10 protein-coding genes are annotated in these 19,118 nt (G+C 60.8%); 1 reads left to right on the top strand and 9 read right to left on the bottom strand.

What is annotated here, in order from left to right; all coding sequences use genetic code 11:
* Window positions 1-85 precede the first annotated feature (85 nt).
* From VFQ24_11205 to VFQ24_11175, 7 genes are all read right to left on the bottom strand, one after another.
* Window positions 86-2,722, bottom strand: a complete 2,637-nt coding sequence (locus tag VFQ24_11205; GenBank protein HET9178913.1) for an ABC transporter permease — start codon at window positions 2,720-2,722, stop codon at window positions 86-88.
* Window positions 2,719-3,078, bottom strand: coding sequence for a PadR family transcriptional regulator (locus VFQ24_11200; GenBank protein ID HET9178912.1), 360 nt, complete (start codon window positions 3,076-3,078; stop codon window positions 2,719-2,721). The genes VFQ24_11205 and VFQ24_11200 overlap by 4 nt, the downstream gene beginning before the upstream one ends.
* A gap of 70 nt (window positions 3,079-3,148) precedes the next feature.
* The gene (locus VFQ24_11195) at window positions 3,149-4,615 is read right to left on the bottom strand and encodes an ATP-binding protein (protein HET9178911.1); all 1,467 of its coding nucleotides are present in this window, start codon (window positions 4,613-4,615) and stop codon (window positions 3,149-3,151) included.
* 54 nt (window positions 4,616-4,669) lie between these two features.
* On the bottom strand, window positions 4,670-6,082 hold the full coding sequence (locus VFQ24_11190; protein ID HET9178910.1) for a sigma-54 dependent transcriptional regulator: 1,413 nt from the start codon (window positions 6,080-6,082) through the stop codon (window positions 4,670-4,672).
* A 313-nt stretch (window positions 6,083-6,395) separates the two neighbouring features.
* Window positions 6,396-7,259, bottom strand: coding sequence for a M48 family metalloprotease (locus VFQ24_11185; protein HET9178909.1), 864 nt, complete (start codon window positions 7,257-7,259; stop codon window positions 6,396-6,398).
* A complete protein-coding gene (locus VFQ24_11180) occupies window positions 7,256-10,666 on the bottom strand; it encodes a DUF2339 domain-containing protein (GenBank protein ID HET9178908.1) in 3,411 nt (1,136 codons plus the stop codon). The genes VFQ24_11185 and VFQ24_11180 overlap by 4 nt, the downstream gene beginning before the upstream one ends.
* A gap of 14 nt (window positions 10,667-10,680) precedes the next feature.
* Entirely contained in the window at window positions 10,681-14,340 is a 3,660-nt protein-coding gene (locus VFQ24_11175; protein ID HET9178907.1) for an acyl-[ACP]--phospholipid O-acyltransferase, read from the bottom strand.
* A 169-nt stretch (window positions 14,341-14,509) separates the two neighbouring features.
* On the opposite strand from VFQ24_11175, the gene VFQ24_11170 reads away from it, so the two are divergent.
* Window positions 14,510-15,499: a GntR family transcriptional regulator gene (locus VFQ24_11170; protein ID HET9178906.1), complete on the top strand. Its 990-nt coding sequence runs from the start codon at window positions 14,510-14,512 to the stop codon at window positions 15,497-15,499.
* 322 nt (window positions 15,500-15,821) lie between these two features.
* On the opposite strand, the gene VFQ24_11165 is transcribed toward VFQ24_11170, so the two are convergent.
* Window positions 15,822-18,269 (bottom strand): ABC transporter permease, encoded by a 2,448-nt coding sequence (locus tag VFQ24_11165; GenBank protein ID HET9178905.1) that lies wholly within the window; start codon window positions 18,267-18,269, stop codon window positions 15,822-15,824.
* Window positions 18,270-18,464: 195 nt separating this feature from the next.
* Entirely contained in the window at window positions 18,465-19,016 is a 552-nt protein-coding gene (locus VFQ24_11160; protein ID HET9178904.1) for a transposase, read from the bottom strand.
* Window positions 19,017-19,118 lie beyond the last annotated feature (102 nt).

Raw genomic sequence — 19,118 nt, 5'->3', positions numbered from 1 at the left:
AACGATGGCGGGATAAACCCGCCGCTATCTCACACCCATGTTTCGGTTGTTGCTTGTCACTAACCACTACTCACTTACCACTGCCCTATTCGTATCTGAGCGCCACCATAGGATCAACTTTCGTGGCGCGACGGGCTGGGATGTAGCAGGCCGCCAGCGCCACGGCGATCAGGATGAGTGAGACGGCGACGAATGTCAGCGGATCTGTGGGCGCGACGCCATAAAGCAGGCTCGACAAGAAGCGCGTGAGCGCGAGTGCACCCACAACACCAACGGCGACGCCGAGCAGGGCTGGCGTGAGGCCTTCCCGTATGACCATTTGGAGAACATCTCCCTTTTGCGCCCCTAATGCCATCCGGACTCCGATTTCGTGCGTCCGTTCGGCAACCGAGTAGGAAACGATGCCATAAAGCCCGACCGCGCTGAGCACCAGCGCCAATATCGCGAAGATCCCTACCAGGACTAGCTTGAAACGGCGCGGCGCGACAAATTTCCCTATAACGTCGTCCATGGTCTGAATATTTGACACGGGCTGATTCTGGTCCACATCCTGGACTGCCTGTTTCAGGCTTGCCGCGACCTGCAAGGGCTTGCCCTTAGTACGCACCACGAATGTCATGAAGGGGGACGGCTGTTGCTGAAAAGGCATGAAAATTTCGGGCCAAGGCTGGCGCTCGAGCGTGTAATTCCTGGTGTCCGCGACCACGCCTACGACTGTCATCCGTGAGGCTTTGGGGCCGCTGAAGCTGATCTCCTTGCCCACGGCCTCCTGATTGCCAAAGATGCGCTGAGCGGCCGACTGGCTGAGGATGGCAACATCGCGGCGTCCCGGCGCGTCCTGGCCGTTGAAGGGCCGGCCCTTGAGCAACGGAATCTCCATGGTTTGGAAATAACTTGGGCTGATGTAAGCGAGCGAGAACGGCTTGCCGCGGACAGACGATCTTCCGCCTGTCGCCTCTACGCCGTTTGCCAGCGCGTTGAAGATGCTCACCGGGTAGTGTGTCGTCGCGGCGGCGCTTTCGACTCCTGGTGTAGCACGCAATCGCTCCAGGACCTCCTGGAAGAAGTTGGCTTGGCGCTGTGGCTGGTCTATGAGGGTTGCCGGAAGCCATGCATCGGCTATTAAGAGTTTGTCGGGATTAAACCCAAGCTTTTCCCCGGTGAGTTGGAGCAAACTGCGGGCCAGTAAGCCAGCGCCCGCCAGCAGGATTAGAGCGAGCGCTGTTTCACCCATGACCAGGAGACCGCGTAGGCGCTGTGTGCCACGCCCCTGACCGGTTTGCTCTCCGCCCTCTTTTAAGGCTTCGTTCAGGTCGATTCGCGACGAAATGAGGGAGGGAATCAAGCCGAAGAAGATCACTGCGCTGGCCGAGATAAGAATCACGAAAACCAGAATCCTGTAATCGAGGCCAATCGCTGAGGGAAGCTCAGGCGGGACCAGCGGCGTCAACGCTTTCTTCTCGGCCCACAGCCCAGCGCCAAGCCCGACGCACGCCCCCGGGATGGCCAGCAAAAGGCTTTCAGTGAGCGCCTGCCGCACAAGCCGCAAGCGCCCCGCTCCCAGCGCCGCCCTTATTGTCATCTCTTTCTTGCGCGCGGCCGCGCGTGCGAGAAGCAAATTGGCAAGATTCGCGCACGCGATCAGCAGAACGAAGCCGACCGCCGCGAGGAGAATCAATAATAGATGCTGTGCATCGCCGACCAGCAACTGGTGGAGCGGGACCACCTGAACGCGCCAACGCCTACGCGCCAGCCTTCGGCCGGGTGAGAATTCAGGACTGAGCCGGTCTGAAACGACTTGGAGAACCGATTCCGCTTCCGTGAGGCCCACGCCTGACTTCAGCCGCCCGATAACGGTTAGCATAGGCCAGTCGGCGCTCTGGGGAAGCGAATTTGAATTGTCCAGCACTTCCGGGACCCAGATATCCCCGGGCGGGTAGAGTAGGCCGGCCGGCATGACTCCGATGACCGTGTACGGAGTACCGTCCAATCGGATTGTTGTATTCAGGATGCCCCGAGCGCCTCCAAAGTCTCGCTTCCACACGGCTGCCCCGAGTAACGCAACCTGGTTGTGCCCTGCCTGCCCCTCGTCACTGGTGAATTCTCGGCCGAGGATGGGTCGCACCCCAAGCATGCGGAAAAACCCGACCGTCACCGGCACCGCCGTCACCCGGTCGGGCCCGCCTGTACCGCTCAGGTTCACACTGGGGCCGTATTCGCTCACCAAGCCGAGGCCGAATGCGCCGATGCCGTCGAGAATCTGGCTCTGCTTCTGCCAGACCTTGAAGTCCGGAGCTATGACCGTGGCGTTCCCATTCAAATGGAATGTTGAAAGATCAACAAGCCGAGCGGGATCGGAATATGGCAGGGGACGCAGTAATGTCGCGTCAATGACGCTGAAAATCGCAGTATTGGCGCCGATGCCGAGGGCAAGGGTGAGAACTGCAATTGTGGTGAATCCAGGGTTACGCCGAAGCTGTCGGAGGCCGTAGCGAACATCTTGCAGAAATGTTTCGAGCCAGCGCCAGCCCCATTGGTCGCGGGTGATTTCTTTCACCAGAAGAACATTGCCGAACTCGCGGCGGGCGTTTGCCTCGGCTTCGGCGGGGTCTTCGCCCTGCTCGATTCTCTCGCGGATGGCCATGGCCAGATGCGCGCGTATCTCTTCATCCAGCTCCCGTTCGCGTTCCCTTCGTCGCTTGAAGTGCAAGCGAAACTTCACGGCTGTTCTCCGGCCGGTTTCATCACGCCGCTTACGGCCTTCACAAATTCTTCCCAGCGCGACTGCTCGTTCACCAGATGCTTCCGGCCTGCGGCAGTCAGCCGGTAAAATTTTGCCCGCTGCCTGTTTTCACTCAGCTTCCATTCGGCCGCAATCCAGCCCTGCTTTTCGAGACGGTGCAGCGCTGGATAAAGCGATCCGGTTTCAACGGTGAGCACGTCATCTGAGCCTGTGCGGATTGCCCGGCTGATGCCATAACCGTGCTGCGGCCCCCATTGCAGGGTCCGCATAATCAGCATGTCCAAGGTGCCTTGCAGCAGCTCAATCCGGTTCTGATAACGGATCTTTTTCGCCATATGGATGTAGGCACTCTACTGCCAGGGAGCCAGCTCTGTCAAGAGCATCTTTCAGGAGAGAAATGGCGGGCTACGCACTGAGAGGAAGAAGCAGCCGGGCAGTCGCGCCGCGTCCCTCGGGACGGTTCTCGAGCGTGAGCGTTCCGCCGTGCGCTTCCGCAATCTGGCGGCTGAGGACGAGCCCGATGCCGGCGCCGCCGGGCTTGGTGGTGAAGAACGGGACAAACAGGTTGCCGGGGTTGGCTATGCCCGGTCCTTCGTCTCCGACCCATACTTCGAGGCTGGCGCCGTTCTTTTTCCACCCGACGCCGATTCCACTCCCTGCGTCGAGGGACGCTTCCGCCGCATTCCGAACGAGATTGATGAGCAATTGATCGAGCTGGTCGGCGTCAGCGCGAACGGTAAGCGCGGGGCCCGGGGCCAGGGTGACCGGAACTCGCGTTTCCATCGCCGTCACGCGCCGCACCCAGGCATCGACCTCGACAGGCCGCAATTTGGGCTTGGGCAGTTTGGCAAGGGTGGCATAGGCGCGGGTAAAACGGCTGAGCGATTCGGCTCGGCCGCTGATCACCTGCAGGCCGCTTCTGACGTCCTCTTTCCAGTCGGGCGGAGGCTGCTCGCGCCCCAGCAGATTTTCCAGGCTTTCGGCAATTGATTTGATCGGAGCCAGCGAGTTATTGATCTCGTGGCCCAGCACGCGCACAAGGCGCTGCCAGGCCTGCAGCTCTTCTTCCCGCAGGGCCCGGCGAAGATCGGTGATCACCAGAAGTTCCATGGGGAGCCCGCCCTGGCGGAAACTGCTGCGGCTGATTCCCCAACGGCCAGAGGCGTCCTGGGCGCCCGGAAAAGACAGTTGCAGGGTCCGCTCAATCCGGCGCGGGTCGCCCTTCAGACAGTGTTCGAGCCGCAGTTCTGAGGCCGTCATCCCGCGCAAGCGCTCCGCAGGTTTAGCCAGTAGCCTCTCTCCGGCGCGGTTCACCAGTTCCAATCGCTCACGCGGGCCGAAGGCAAAAACGGCCACATCAATTTCCTCCATCACCTTGCGGAGCAGGGTTGTGGCTTCCATCGCCCCCAGGCGCTGCTCATGCAGAATGTTGATGAGCGCATTCGCCTCCCGCATGACTTCAGCTAGCGGATCGTCACCCTGGGAGCCGCGCGCCCGAAACGAGTAATCGCCTTCCCGCAAAGTTGAGATCAGGTTGGAGAGCGTCCGCAGGGGCATTTCCATCTGGTGCCGCAACACCAGCGCGACAACCAGCCAAAACAGCGCGATGAACACGGTAAGGGTCCACTGCAATTGGCTGCTGAAATTTCCCGTCCAGAGCAGCGCAAGCGCCAGGGCCAGGGCAGGAACTGCGGCTAGCAGTGCGAGTCCCAACACGCGCTGCACGAAGCCGAATCTGTGATTCCGGCGTGTCACATTCGAGGGCCGGGCCTTTGGTCCCGGTTGCCCGGCCAACGCGTTTGCCATGGTTGAATCGGCGGACCCAACTTCGTTTGGTGGCAGCGGTGCGCCGCGATGTGCGTACGATCCCATCCGCAATCATCCTGACAGGTTGCCGCGTGCTCAGTCCTGTTTGCCTGAGCTTCTTCAGTCGCGCCGGGGAGCTGTTTCCTCTTCGCTCGTGGCCGCCTTGATTCCGAACCTCTCCATTCGCCGGTAGAGGGCGCTGCGGCTGAGACCCAAAGCTTCTGCTGCGCGGCTGACGTTGCCGCGGTAACGTTCGAGCGACTTGTGAATCAGCAAGCGTTCGACATCTTCCAAAGGCATTTCTTCCAGCCGGACTTCGCCGCGCAATGATTGGGTGAGGCCGAGGTCTGCCGCGCGGATAATGGAATCCGGCGCCAGCAGTACGGCGCGCTCCACAGCGTGACTCAGTTCGCGCACGTTTCCAGGCCATGAGTAGGAATTGAGCGACTGCTCGGCTGCGTAATCGAAGCCGGTTATGCTCTTGCTATAGCGCGATGCAAACTGCCCGAGAAAGCTGTGGGCCAGCGGAAGTATGTCTTCGCGCCTGTCACGCAGCGGCGGCACGCGGACCTCAATGGTATTGATGCGGAAGAGCAGGTCTTCCCGGAACCGCCCGGCGAGGGCCTCGTCCTTCAAATCGGCATTCGTCGCCGCAAGAAAGCGCACATCCACATGATAGGTTTTCGATGATCCCACCCGGCTCACTTCACGGGTCTCGATGGCACGCAACAGCTTGGCCTGCTGGCTGAGCGGCACATTGCCAATCTCATCCAGAAAAAGCGTGCCGCCCGAGGCCAGCTCGAAATAACCGACACGGTCGGCTTTGGCATCTGTAAAGGCGCCCTTGACGTGCCCGAAAAGCTCGCTCTCGAAGACGCCTTCCGGAATGCCGCCTGCGTTGACCGTGATCAAGGGACCCTTAGGGCGGTTGGAAAATTCGTGCAGGGCGCGCGCCACGACTTCCTTTCCGGAACCGTGCTCGCCGGTGATGAGAACACTTGCGTCCGACGGCGCGACGCGGTGAACGAGGTCCAGAACCGCGCGCATGGCCGGTGAGTTGGCGATGATCATCGGGGCCGAACGCTGCCGCAGCAGACGATTCTCGGACTCCAGCCGCAGCCCTTCACGCAAGGCGCGGCTCAGTTCCACCTGGCTGCGCACAATGGCCAGCAGTCGCGCGTTGTCCCACGGCTTCTGGATGAAGTCGCGTGCGCCGCGGCGCATGGCTTCCACGGCGACTTCCACACTTCCCCACGCCGTCATCACCACCACCGGCAGAGAGCTGTCCAATGCCTGCAGCCGCGCCAGCAGGTCGAGTCCTTCCTGGCCGGAAGTGGTGTCTCGCGCATAGTTGAGGTCCATCAGGACGCAGTTGAAGTCCGACTGCTCGACGGACGCAAGCACCGCGGAGGGCGAGGTGACACTTGCGATCTGATAGCCTTCGCTTTTGAGCAGCAGGCGCAGAGACTCGAGCACGTCAACCTGGTCGTCGGCAATGAGGATGCGCGGGATGGGGGGTTCAGTTGACTGCATGGCACGCTGCCGTCTCTATCTTACCCTGAAAGCGGAGGCGGCACTAGCCGGTTGCGATGAGCAAGTGCAATTTTTACCCGCTGTGCGTATTTTGAACAAGTTTTCATTTGGACCCGATCCACGGCGAGATGGAATTTTCATAAGTGATTGAAATGAAAAGGATGAAAATTTCAACACGAGAATATGGACAAAATCCCATGCGTCCCATTTTATCGAGCGTTTTTGTAACTAGCCTATCTTACTAGCGCACCGGCGCGCCGATGTTTACCCTTCTGGAATTGCGAACTGCCAGTTGCCAGCGCTGGCCGCTGAGTTATCGGTGCGGAAGGGCCCGCTGCGCCGGCAGGTTCGTCCAGTTTTCCTCCGCAATCATTCGTTTGATTTGCGCGATGCGTTCCGAGGGTGCGGGGTGAGACCTGAAATATCCTTGCAGCGTTTGTTCGGCCACGCGGGAAAGCTCCTGCTGCGGCGATTGCGGACGGCCCGCTGGCGCGTGTTCCAGGCCATCAAACGTCTCGAACATGCGGATCGCGCCGAGCGGCGAGTACCCTGCCCGAACGGCAAGGCGTGTGCCTTCGCGGTCGGCCTCAAGCTCCTGGTCCTTGGAATAGCCCGCTTCAAATACCTCGATCGGAATTCCAATCAGTCCACCAAGTGGAATTTTCCCCAACGCCTCCTGGGTCTGGGCCCGTTCGGCACAGTGGTAATGGTCAATATGCTCGATTTCGTGGCCCAGCACGGCAGCAAGTTCGTCTTCGCTGTCCATGAGCAGCATCAATCCCCTGCCGATGAAAACGTGTCCGCCCGGCAGCGCAAATGAGTTAATGAAATCGTTATCGGAAACGTAGTGAAACCGGTAGGGCAGTTTTCGATGGGCGTAGGCTGACAGGCGCAACCCCACTTTCTGAACGTCAGCGGCCATGATCGTGTCACCGGGACCCTTGGGGCCAAAGCGGGCGGAGTACTCGGCGGCGAGTCGATCGCCAATTTGTATTTCGCGTTCGTCAGTAAGGCGCACGACTGAAGCAGGAACTCGCGTGAATTCACGTTCTGCGTCCGCCACCCAGCGGAGCAGCCCCGCAGGGGTCACTGGAGCATCCCCCTTCTGCTTCTGGCTCAATACTACTGCTCCGGCGGCAAGGAGGATGATAAGGCAAAGCGCAATCCATCGTTTCATAAATATCGCCTGAATTTTTCTCGGTAGCGGGTGTAAAGATAGGAAACGAGCACGAGTGAACTTCCCAGACCGATCAGCGTCAAATAGAAGTAGGAAGTTCCCCAGAGGCGGGGTAGGTCCACAAACACAACTTTACCGATGCAAAGCAGCAGCAGCGCCAGCCCTGTCAGGCGGTAGCTCCTCTCCCCCGCTGCAAGGGCGAAGACAATTATCGCCACCGCCTCCAGCCCCCACGCGAACGTGACCAGGTGGCTGGGCAGGTCCAGACTTAGAACCATCGCGATCAGGGCAACGGGCGCGAGGAAGAAAAATTGTTCCGGGCGCCTGTAGAGAAAGCTGAAGACGCGGCCGGTCCACGTCCGCGTTGCCCGCAAGTCTGCTTCTTTTCCGGATCGAAGCCGGAAGGCAAAGATAAGCGCAAGCAGCAGCAGGGCCGCCGCGGCGCTCACAGACAACGGCCGGCTTTGCCACGCGCTTACGCCGAAATAGCTGTGCTGGTAGAGATTGAATAGGACCGCCCGGTAACCCGCCGCCAGGCCCATCAGCAATCCCTGAGTAAGAAAGAGCTTCTTGTCGGTGATGCAGGCAATCCAGAGCAGGCCGGCGGCGAGGGCGGCCCAGGCAGCGGCTACCCAGGCTTCAGGGAGCTCAAATCGCACGAGTATCGCAACGGTGGCGACGCCCAGATAGCAAAGGTATTCATAAGCCTTGAGCCGCCCGCGCCACAAATGGTCTTCCGGCCCGTCGCTCAGGCGACGGTGGACATAGAAATAAGCGAGCGCGACGGGAACCATCGTGTACAAACGCGGGCTCAGTTTACCGGAAGCTCCCGCAGCGTTCAGATTGGAAAACAACATCCGGACAAAGGCGGCCGTAAAAAGAGCGTATCCCTGTGAGCGCAGGGGGATGGACAGCCGTGCAAACCCGATTTCAAACAGCAACAAGCCAAGTACCGTCCACGCTACGGCCACTGCAACCGCTTCAAGCTGCCGCCACGCGAGCAGCGCAAGCAGGATTGACGCTGACCACGAATACGCTTCCGGAAGGCGTAAAAAGCGTGTGGAGCCGGCGCTTTCAACCCATCGGCAGCCAAGATAGAGCGCAAGGGCAGACGTTCCCACGGTCAGCAATTGCACTGGGTTGAAATGGCCGAAGCTGCCCAAACCAAGATTGACGGTCAGCAGACCCATGAGACCCGCGGCGGAAAGAATATGCGCTTGCGCCTGAAGGTCCCGACGCGACTCTCTCCTGCCCAGAAACATCAGGAGGAGCGCAAACCCGATCCACGCCGGTCCGACGTATTCCGGCCGCAGCTCATACCAGGCCAGAAAAGCAACAAGGGAAGACGCCGCCGCCCGATAGACCGAGGGAAGCCCTCGCGCGCCTTCCGTCGTCGCGGCCCACCGCGATCCTGCATAAAGGAACGCTGCGGTCGAGGCCACACTGACGGCCCGTAACCAGTGATCGTGCGGCGCCGCCACAGGTAAATTTACGAACAGGGCGTGGATGTATGCGATCGCAGCGATCGAGTGCGCCTGGGTCCGCAATTCAGAGATCGACCAGCGCCGGCTTGCCAGAAGCAAGATCAGCGCCAGCAACGCCCACAAGGGCGACACCCATGCGCGCGGGCTCGCGAGCCAGATCGTTGCGAGCGCCAGAACGCCCGCTGGATAGGAAAGGCTGTGAAAAAACCAGTCTTCAAGTTCATCATGGATGAGCGCACCCCACCGCCGCGTCAGCCAGTGGGCATTGGCATACAGTATCACTGCTGCGAAGCCAAAGAGCACGGCCAGGCGTGGCTCGGCCCGGAAAGGACCATCGCCCCAGCGCGAAGCTGCGACATTTGCCGCTTCGCCGATCAGCATTTGGACGGCAGTCAGCACCAGCGCAAACAGGCCAAGCCATCGAAATATGATTTCCCGCGCAAAAATGCCGGCCAGAACGAAAGCCTCTGCTTCAGCCAGCCATAGCACGGAGAGGTGTGGCCCGGAAAATTTACTGGGGAAGGCCGCGACCAGCAGAATGGCTCCGGCGCTCGTGAGGAGAGCGGTTGCGGTGCGCCTGCGCCGCGTGATCTTCAACTGGCCCAGAGCCAATTCCGCCGCGCCGATTGACAGGAAGAACAGGAAGGTGCGCGGCGGGTCAACTGACTGATAACCCATCACGCCCAGGAAAAGGCCAATATTCAGCAGCAGAGCCACCGTGGAGACGGTTTCTTCACGCCTCTCCCGGATTCGCCGGGCAATATAGGAAGCGTTGAAAATAGCCCAGTAAAAAATCAGCAGCGCGCAACTGGCGGTATATTCGGGAAAAACGTGATGCGCGCCCACGCGCGCGATGATCGGGCGCAGCCAGAGGTAATGGTTCAGAAAAGCTGCAACGATGCCGAAAATTTCCAGTTCATACCACCCGAGCTGCCATACGATGATCACCAGGACGATAGCCAGCAGCGCTCCGGCCACGAGGCTGTAAATGCTGACCTGGCTGATGGTGACCGTCGTGAAAGCAAGCAGAAGAGCGAGACCCGTAACCACCTGAGACCGGTACTTCAGCGTATGCGATATCATGCCGGCTGCAACCATGATCATCAGGACCAGGTCGATCGCCTCAGAGGAGATCAAGGGCGGCGCAACAACGTGGTGCATGGCGTAGGTTACAAAGTACAGGAGCGCCCAGCCGCCTCCAATTCCGGCCCGCGCGAAGATGCGCCATTTTTCGCGGCGTTCGAAGATCATCCCGGCCGCGAGCATGAGCCCGCTGGCAAGATATCCAATCAGAATCCGCAGCCCTGGCCCTAAGTGGCGCCACTGGGTTGCAACAAACAGGCTGAGGCCGAGAACCAGGAAAATAATGCCCAGTTTAGTGAACAGGTTCCCGCCGATCATTTCCTCATAATTGATGGCCTTCTTGAGCCACTCCCGGACGCGGGACCGGGGCGGTTGTGAGACAACCAGGGCTGGCGCAACCGATGCCCCTCGAGGCCGGGCGGTCCCGGGTGAATCGCTTCCCACGTTTGAGGTCTGCGCTTGCTGGAGTATCCGGTTGCCATATGGAGCCGCACCTGCAACGCCCGGAGCGGCAGGCTCGCCCAATGGGGGGACTTCGCTCTTAGCGTGTGGCGCCGGGAAGGGCGCCGAGGAACCCAGTGGCGATTGTATTCCTATCGTTTCAGGCTGCGATACTTGAGGCGCGCTGACCGCTGCGGGGCCGGCCGGTAGATCTGTGTGGATGCGCTGCTCGGGCGCATTGAGACGCGAAGAAAACAACTCAAGCTTGCGCGCTCCCTGCTCGAGGGCATAAACCCGGTCGGCAAGACTTTTCCATGCTTTGGCGCTGCGGTCCAGGCGCTGCCAAAGAATAAACAACAAAAAGAGAACCATCACCAGGAGAAAAAACACGAAAACCATGGCTTCCCCTCATTTCATTCATTCAAGCTCTGAGCATTTGTGTCAGCTTCGGCAAGCCGGCTTTCGCTCGCGGCAAGCCGTGCGGCTGTCTCTTTGATTCGCTTCAAATCCAGCTTGCCTGTGCCAAGAGTCGGCAAGGCATCAATTGGATAGAAATTCTCCTTGCGCGGAGTCCAGAGCGGCGGCAGACCCTGCTCGCGCAGGCGGCTGAGCAATACGTCGATGCCGATTTCGAGTGGCGTGTAGAGCACCACGAGCTTTTCGCCTTTCTTTTCGTCCGGCAAGGACGTGACCACAAGTTTCGCCTCGACAGCACCGAGCGCGCGCTGCAGCGCATCTTCCACCTGGATGTGCGGGATCATCTCGCCGCCGATCTTGGAAAACCGCGACAGCCGGCCGGTGATTCTGATGAATCCGTCCTCGTCAAGACCGGCGATATCGCCGGTTGCGTACCATCCGTCGCGCACAACTTCGCGGGTTTTTTGCGGATCGCCCAGATATCCGGCCATGACGCCCGCGCTCTTGACCAGCAGCAGGCCCTCCTGGTTGGGGCCGAGTTCCTCAAAAGTTTCCGGATTCACCACGCGGACGGCTACCCCGGGGATGGGATGGCCGACCGAGCCGGGCTTCGACCCAGGCTGCTTTTCGTCCTGCTGGAAATAGCCCGGCACCCCGACCGCAACCACTGGAGAGAGTTCCGTGGCGCCGTATCCCTCATAAAGATCCACGCCGAATTTCTCCCTGAAGGCGGCGGCCAGTTCGGGCTTCATTTTCTCCGCGCCAACGATGGCAAGCCGCAACGCGGCAAAATCTTCCGGCGCGCACTTATTGACGTAAGACCATGCGAAGGTTGGCGTGGTCATCATGATCGTTACGCGATATTTTCGGCAAAGCCCGCCGATTTTGCGCGCTTCGAGCGGGTTTGAATGATAAACCACGCCGAAACCCGCGAGCAGCGGAAACCACAGGCCCCCGGTGAATCCGAAGGAATGGAAGAAAGGAAGAATGCCGAGCAGGCAATCGTTCCGGTCTGATTTGACGGCCTGCTCGATGCCTTCGATGTTGGAAACGATATTCCGATGGGAAAGCATCACGCCCTTCGGCTCGCCCGTCGAGCCGCTGGAGAAAATGATGGTGGCGAGTGAATCGAGTTTCATCTCGCGCGGAAGCAGCCAGCGGCGCAGCAGCGGCAGGGGCAGCAGGCGCGCCGCGGCGAGCCAGGCCAATCTTTGCCAGCCGGAAAATCCTTTCGCGGCGTCTTCGATCATGGCCATGCCGGGAAGCTTTTCAATGCCCAGGCGCTCAAGAAGCTTCTGCGAGGTGAAGATCGTTTGAATTCCGGCGCGCTCAATCGCTCCGTCGAAGGCTTCCTTCGAGGCCGTGTAATTTAGATTCACGGGAACTTTGCCGGAAAGGCTGATGCCCAGGTTCAGGAGCGCCGCCGGGACCGAAGGCGGCAGTAGCACGCCGATGTTCTGTTCGCGGGCGCAGCAGCGCCGAATCAGGCTGCGAAAAAGCAGCGCGCCCGTCAGAGCCCGGCCAAAATTCAATCGGCGCCCGGAGGAATCTGCCATGGCGAACCGCCGCCAGTTGCGCCGTCCGCTTTCCAGAAAGAGTTCCGGCAGGGGACGCTGGACAGCGTCGCGGCGCGCGAAAGCTTCCGCGCCAACCAGCATCACTTGCTGGCGGACGCGGAAAGCGTCCGTGTCGGGAGCAAGCGGCGCGCCCACGGTTACAGTGACGGGATAAGGAATGCGGCGGGGCCACTTAAAGAAGAACTTGCCGCGCTCGAAGCTGAAAATCGAGCCCCAAACGCGGTCGAGATAAACGGGGATGATCGGCGCGCCCACGCCGCGCGTGATGCGCTCAAAACCGCGCCGGAAACGCAGCATATTGCCCGTGCGGCTGATGGCGCCTTCGGCGAAAATGCAGACCAGTTCGCCCTTCCGAAGCTGCTCCTGCGCCTGGCGAAGCGACTCGATAATCTGGCGCGGCGGGTCGGATTCAGAAACCGGGACCGCGCCCATCAGCGTGGCCAGCCAGTGAATGCCGCGCGCCTCATAAAACTTACGGTAAATCAGGAAGCGCACGAAGCGGTCCGTCACAGCGCCGATCAGGAATGGATCAACGAATGAGATGTGGTTTGAGACGATCAGCGCGGGGCCGCGGCGCGGCAGGTTCTCGCGGCCCACGACCCGGACCCGGTAGAAAGTATGCGTCAGCAGCCAGAGGGCCAGGCGAATGGTGAAGTCGGGCAAAACGGTCATGATATAGGCCGTAGCGCCGAAGGAAACGAGCGCCATCACCAGCAGGACCTGGTTCGCGGCCAGATGGGCCGGCCCGGATAGCAGTTCAAACAGGCCCGCGCCCAGAATCACGCCGGTAAACGTCAGCACGTTCGAGGCGGCAATCACCCGGCCCTTGGTATGCTCGCCCGCCCGGGCCTGCAGGAAGGCCTGAAGAGGAACAATGAAAATTCCGCCTGAAAATCCCAGCAGAAAATGGCCGGCCAGGGCCGCGGTAAACGAGCCATGCGCAAAATAGAGAAACGCGCCGAACACGCCAAGCCCCACCGAGCCGATTGGGACCAGGCCCACTTCCACGTGATCGCCGGAAAGCTTGCCGGCCACGAAAGCGCCCAGGCCAATGCCTACCGAAACCGCCGCCATCAGCACGCTGATGCCGGGGTCGCTTAGATGAAGAAGATCGCGTCCGTAGCCAATCACGTTTTGCAGATAGACTGCGCCAAGAAACCAGAAATAGGCGATGGCGAGGACCGTCTGGAGCAGGGCGCGAGAGCGGCGGATTTCGCCGAAGTCGCGCCAGAATTCGCCCGCCGGATTCCAATGGAATTTTTCTCCCGCTCCGGCCGCCTCGACCCGAGTGATCCCGGTGGCGAAGGCCAGGCCGGCGAGCGCCATGCCAATCAGCATGGCAACGGGAATATAGGGCTGGGCGGAGAACCGGTCGCGCAACAGGCCGGCCGCTACCGGGCCCAGCACGATCATCGAATAAACAGTGAGCTCCATCAGGCCGTTGGCGCGCGGCAGGTCGTCATCGGAAAAAATCTGCGACAGAATGCCTTCCTTGGCGGGACCGAGGAAGGCGGCGTGCACGCCCAGAAGGAAAAGCGCCGCCAGCATGGCGCTGATGCGGCCCTGGCTGGTGGCAAACGTCGCGTAAGCCAGGACCATGGCTTCGGCGATTTTGAGCGCGATAATCACGCGCCGCTTGGAAAACCGGTCGGCGACCTGCCCGGCCCAGGAAGAAAGAATGATGTAGGGCAGTACGTAAAGCGCCGTGCCCAGCGAAATGATGCTGGAGCGCAGGGCAGGATCCGTAACCGTCGCGGCGGCGTAGAAAAACAAAAGCTGCTTGAAGGTATTGTCATCGAAGACGGCCAGCGCCTGCGCCGCCAGGAGCCATACAAAACCCTGGCGCTTGAGGACATGTGAGTACCCATTGACGGGACGATGGGCCGGGGCCGGTTGCTCAGGCATGCCCGGCAGTTTCGGCGCCGCCTGGGATATCCGAGCTTTAAGTTTCTTCTTCACCACGGCGGGCCCCGTGCTATACGGGATCTTTTCGGGGCTGATGGCCCCCGCCAGTACACGCATACCGTAATCGGAATCGGCGATCAATTCAAGCGCTCGCTCGGTTTCTGGACCTCTCATGGCATGTCTCCTGTCATTGGTAAGGCCGCCCGCATGGGCCCCTTCATTTTCGGCTCCCAGTCTAAGGTCGAATCGCCCCGCGCGCTGGGGGTCAAATGCCAGTTTGCAAAGTGTCATATTGAACGGGATGGCGGTACAATCAGGGCCGCTCGAATAAGGAGGTTGCCGGGTGCTCGCGCGGGGGCATATTTCAATCCAGAAAGGCAGCGGCGTTCCGGTTCGCCGGCAACTCGCGGAGCAGATTGTTTATCTGATCGCCACAGGGCAACTCAAGGCTGGCGAGGCGCTGCCAAGCGTGCGCGAGCTGGCGCGGCGGCTGAAGGTCCATCGCAACACGGTCAGCGAAGCATACCAGGAACTGGTGCGGCGCACCTGGCTGGTGCGCCGGCGCGGAAGCCGGCTGATTGTTCGCGGAGCAGAGGCGGCCGCCGGAGCGCGCGCTGCTTCCGGTCTCGACGCGCTGATCAATCAAACGATCGCTTTAGCGCGCCAAAGCGGATACTCCTTGAAGGAACTTCGCCAGAGAGTACGTGAGCGCCTCATGGCCGAGCCGCCTGATCACATCCTGGTGGTGGAAGAGGAATCGGGTCTGCGGAGCGTTCTGGAGGAGGAAATTCGCGGCGCCAGCCGATGGCCGGTCGAGGGCTGTTCGCGCCAGGGGCTTGCAGCCGATCCCACCCTGGCAATGGGCGCCCTGATCGCCACGCCGCAGTACGCGCTGGGCGAGGTGGAACGCCTTGCGCCCAAAGAATTTCCGCCTGTGGCCGTGACCTTTTCAAATGCCGCCGAGCATCTGGACAGGGTTCGGAAATTGCGCGAACCGTCCGTGGTGGCTGTTGCGTCGGTGAGCCCGGCGTTCCTGGCGGCGGCCCGCAGCCTGCTCGCGCCCGCCATCGGCGAGCGCCATTCGCTGGTTGAATGCCTGGCAACGCCTGAGGACAAAGACGCGGTTGGCAGCCGGACCGGGGCCGCGGACCTGGTGTTATGCGACATCGTCGCCTACGCACCGATGCAGGCCGGTAAGTCTGCCCTCTATAGGCTCATCGATTCAGGCTCGCTCGATTATCTTACTTCTGCGATGGAAGCGTACGAAGCCGCGAAGATGCCGCCGAGGGCGTGGAAGTGTCCGAAGCGGGCGCAGGCCGGGCGGAAATTATGAATTCTGAATGATGAAGGATGAATGAATTGGCTCGGGCACCCGGCGAGGCGCCCACAGATATCGCAAAGAGGGCGATCCCGCACTGCGGGACGCCAGCGGGCGGCCATTTCATCCTTCATAATTCATAATTAACAATTCATAATTCTTTTGCAATCGCGCAATCACCAAATCACTCAATCACCAATCGGAAATGACGCGGTAAGCACGCCGCTGCAGCAAAGGCCGCAGGCCGAGCGCCTGCGCCACCAAAACCAAAGGCAACAACCGCAGGCCGAGCGCCTGCGCCACCCCAACCCCAAACCCCGGATCCCCAATCCCTGGTCTATTCATAGCGCAGCGCCACCATGGGATCGACTTTGGCGGCGCGGCGGGCGGGGATGTAGCAGGCAAGCAGAGCAACAGCAATGAGGATGAGCGAGACGGCGAAAAACGTCAGCGGGTCAGTGGGCGTGACGCCGTAGAGCAGGCTTGCGAGGAACCGCGTCAGCGCCAGCGCCCCGGCAATTCCAATTGCCACGCCCATCAGCGCCAGCCTGATTCCCCGCCCGACGACCATCCGGAGAACATCGCGTTTTTCCGCCCCCAGCGCCATGCGGATGCCGATTTCGTGGGTGCGCTGCGACACGGAATAGGAGATGACGCCGTAGATGCCCACGGTTGCCAGCAGCAGGGCGATGCCGCCGAAAATCCCCAGCAGCAGGGCAACAAACCGCGGCGGCGCCAGGAAGCGGCCAACGTATTCCTCGAGCGTTTCCACGCCGAAGAGCGGCAAGTCTTTGTCGAGCGACTTGATCTGCGCGCGCGCCGCGCCCGCCAGGCTGGCCGGGTCCACTGCCGCGCGAACGACGAAAGTCATCGCGTCCAGGGGGCTTTGCGCCAGCGGAACGTACACCTGCGGCCCTGGCGTGGAGTTGAGCCCGTGGTTTTTCACGTCTCGCACGATGCCGACGATCTCCCGCATCGGGGGCTTGCTGTATCCGTTGCCGATGTGGGCGTTCAAGCGCTTGCCGATGGGGTCCTGGCCGGCAAAAAATTGTTTGGCCAGCGATTCGTTGATGATGACAACCGGCCTGGACTTCAGGGTGTCCTGCCCGGTGAAATCGCGCCCTTTGAGAAGCGCGATGCTCATGGTGTGAAAATATCCGGGCTCGACAAAGGTGTAGTTGGTGTCCGGGGCGTGCCCAGGAACGCTGGGCTGGCCCTCGATATCAAAAGAGGTGCTGACTTCGTCGGAGCTGAGAGGCAGGGGCATTACCGCGCTGGTCGAGCGAACTCCCGGGACCGCGCGCATCCTGGCGATGGCCTCTTCGTACAATTGAATGCGCTGGGCCTGCGAGTACCGGCTGGGCAGCACAAGATTGAAGGTAAGAACGTTGTGGGCATCGAACCCCGGATCGGCGCTGCGCAGCCTTACGAAACTCTGAATCAACAGACCCGCGCCCACCAGCAGGCAAAGAGCTACGGCGACTTCTGCCACCACCAGCATGCCGCGCGCGGGACCTCGCCGCTCGCCGCCGGGAGAACTGCGGCCGCCTTCCTTTAAGGACTCCTCCAGCTCGGATTTGGAAGACCGGAAGGCCGGGAAAAGCCCAAACACAATCCCTGTAAGCACAGACAAGGCGGCAGCGAAGGCAAAAACATGGCCGTCCATTCCAATCTGATCGGTTCGAGGCCCGCCTTGCGGAGCCAGGAGTTTGAGAAATTCTATTCCCCACACCGCCGCGAGCGTACCCAGGGCTCCGCCGCCCAGGGCCAGCAGCACGCTTTCGGTCAACACCTGGCGGACGACGCGGCCGCGCGTTGCGCCCAGCGCCGACCGGATGGCCATCTCCTTTTGCCGCCTGGAAGCGCGCGCCAGCAGCAGGTTTGCAACATTGGCGCAGGCAATCAACAGCACGCAGCCCACAGCGCCCAGCAGGACCAAGAGCGCGGCGCCGGCCTGGCCGGCCACCTGTTCCAGTTCCGGAATCACATGCGCGTAGCGCGGCTTGCTCTCCGGATGCTCCTGGTTGAGCGAGCTGACAATCTGGCTCATTTCCGGCTGGGCCTGGCCCACGGTCGAGCCGGTGCGCAGCCGCGCGATCACCTCGAGATAGTGGGCTCCCCGCTGTGACGCCATTGACTTCCCGCCAGCCAGGGACGTCAGGTCAGGAGCCATGGTGGTCCACAGGTCGATGGCCTCGGACTGAATGGGGAATTGGAAGCCTGCGGGCATGACGCCAACCACGGTGTACTGCTTGTCATTGAGATCGATCACCTGCCCCAAAGCGCGCCGGTCGCCGTTGAACCGCCTCTGCCACAGGCCATAACTCAGGATGACGGCGTTGGTCCCGCCCAAGGCGCCCGGCGCGTCCTCGCCCGGAAGAAAGGAGCGTCCCAATGCGGGCGTTACCTGCAGAATTTTGAACAAATCTGCGGAAGCGACCACGACGTTGACGTGGAGCGGCGACTCACCGCCGGTCAGCGTATAGTTGTCCTGGCGATAAGCCGCCATGCCGTCGAAGACGTGATTGCGGGCGCGCCAGTCGAGGAAATCAGGATAAGAAGCGCTGCCGGAACTGCCGTTGCGCCGGATGGTCGATGTGACGCTGACCAGCCGGTCCGAATTGGGAAACGGCAGCGGGCGCAATAAAACCGCGTTCACCACGCTGAACACTGCGGTGTTGGCGCCGATACCGAGCGCCAGAGTGAGCACCGCAACCGCAGTGAATCCCGGATTGCGGCGGAGCTGCCGCAGGCCGTACCTTAAATCCTGGAGTAACGTTCCCATCTGCCACCTCCGCGGCTTTCAATTATGAAGGATGAAGGATGAAAGAGGTAACGCAAAGTGTCAGCGTGCTGATACTCTGCGGGTCTTGAGGGCGAAAAGCCGCAGAGCCTGAACACCACAACTAAAGGGCACAGAGTCTCGCGGGTGGCGCGTACGAGGGTGCCGCATACGTTCCGTAGTTTGGAATGTATGCGGTCACACCACAGGGTCCATGGGCAACAGCGAAGTATCATTCAGAAAATAAAATCTCCAGCTTGACCACGGCCAGTCGCCCGGCTCGCTCACCAGCCTTCGCGTCACGGGATTGTTGTGCATGTAATCCAATTTCTCGCCGATTTTCTTTGCGCTCCAGACGTTCAAGTCATAGCCGCCCCGCTGCCAGACCCGGAAATGCGCGTGATGATGAACGGTTGCAGGGAGCCTCACCTGGTCGAGCATCTTCCGGCACCACGGGCGCTGTGGGTTCTCCTTCAGATTCTTCAGGACAAACAGCGCCGTCCGGCCTTCAAGCTTGTGCAGGATCCGGGATGGACTCGCGTCCGCCGAGGGCCACAGCAGCAGATGAAAATGTTCCGGCATCAGGACGTAGCCGACGATCTTGAATCCCAGTTCGCTCCGCAGTTCGCCCAGCGTTTCCACCCAACGCTGCCGGAATTTTTCTGAGTCAAACAGCCGCACCCGGCGATAGGTATTCCGGGTTAGAAAGTGAAGATGGTTCTCGCCGTAGTAGTGCTTCTGCCGAGGCATTGCGCCATTCTACATCACTGACGCGCCGCATACATTCCAAACTACGGAACGTATGCGCTACCCGGTGACATCATTGACGTGCCGCATACATTCCAAACACCG

The organism is Terriglobia bacterium (assembly GCA_035712365.1).
GTDB lineage: Bacteria > Acidobacteriota > Terriglobia > UBA7540 > UBA7540 > SCRD01.
Note: the sequence above shows the minus strand (reverse complement) of the source record. Positions and strands in the feature narration are given on the sequence as shown.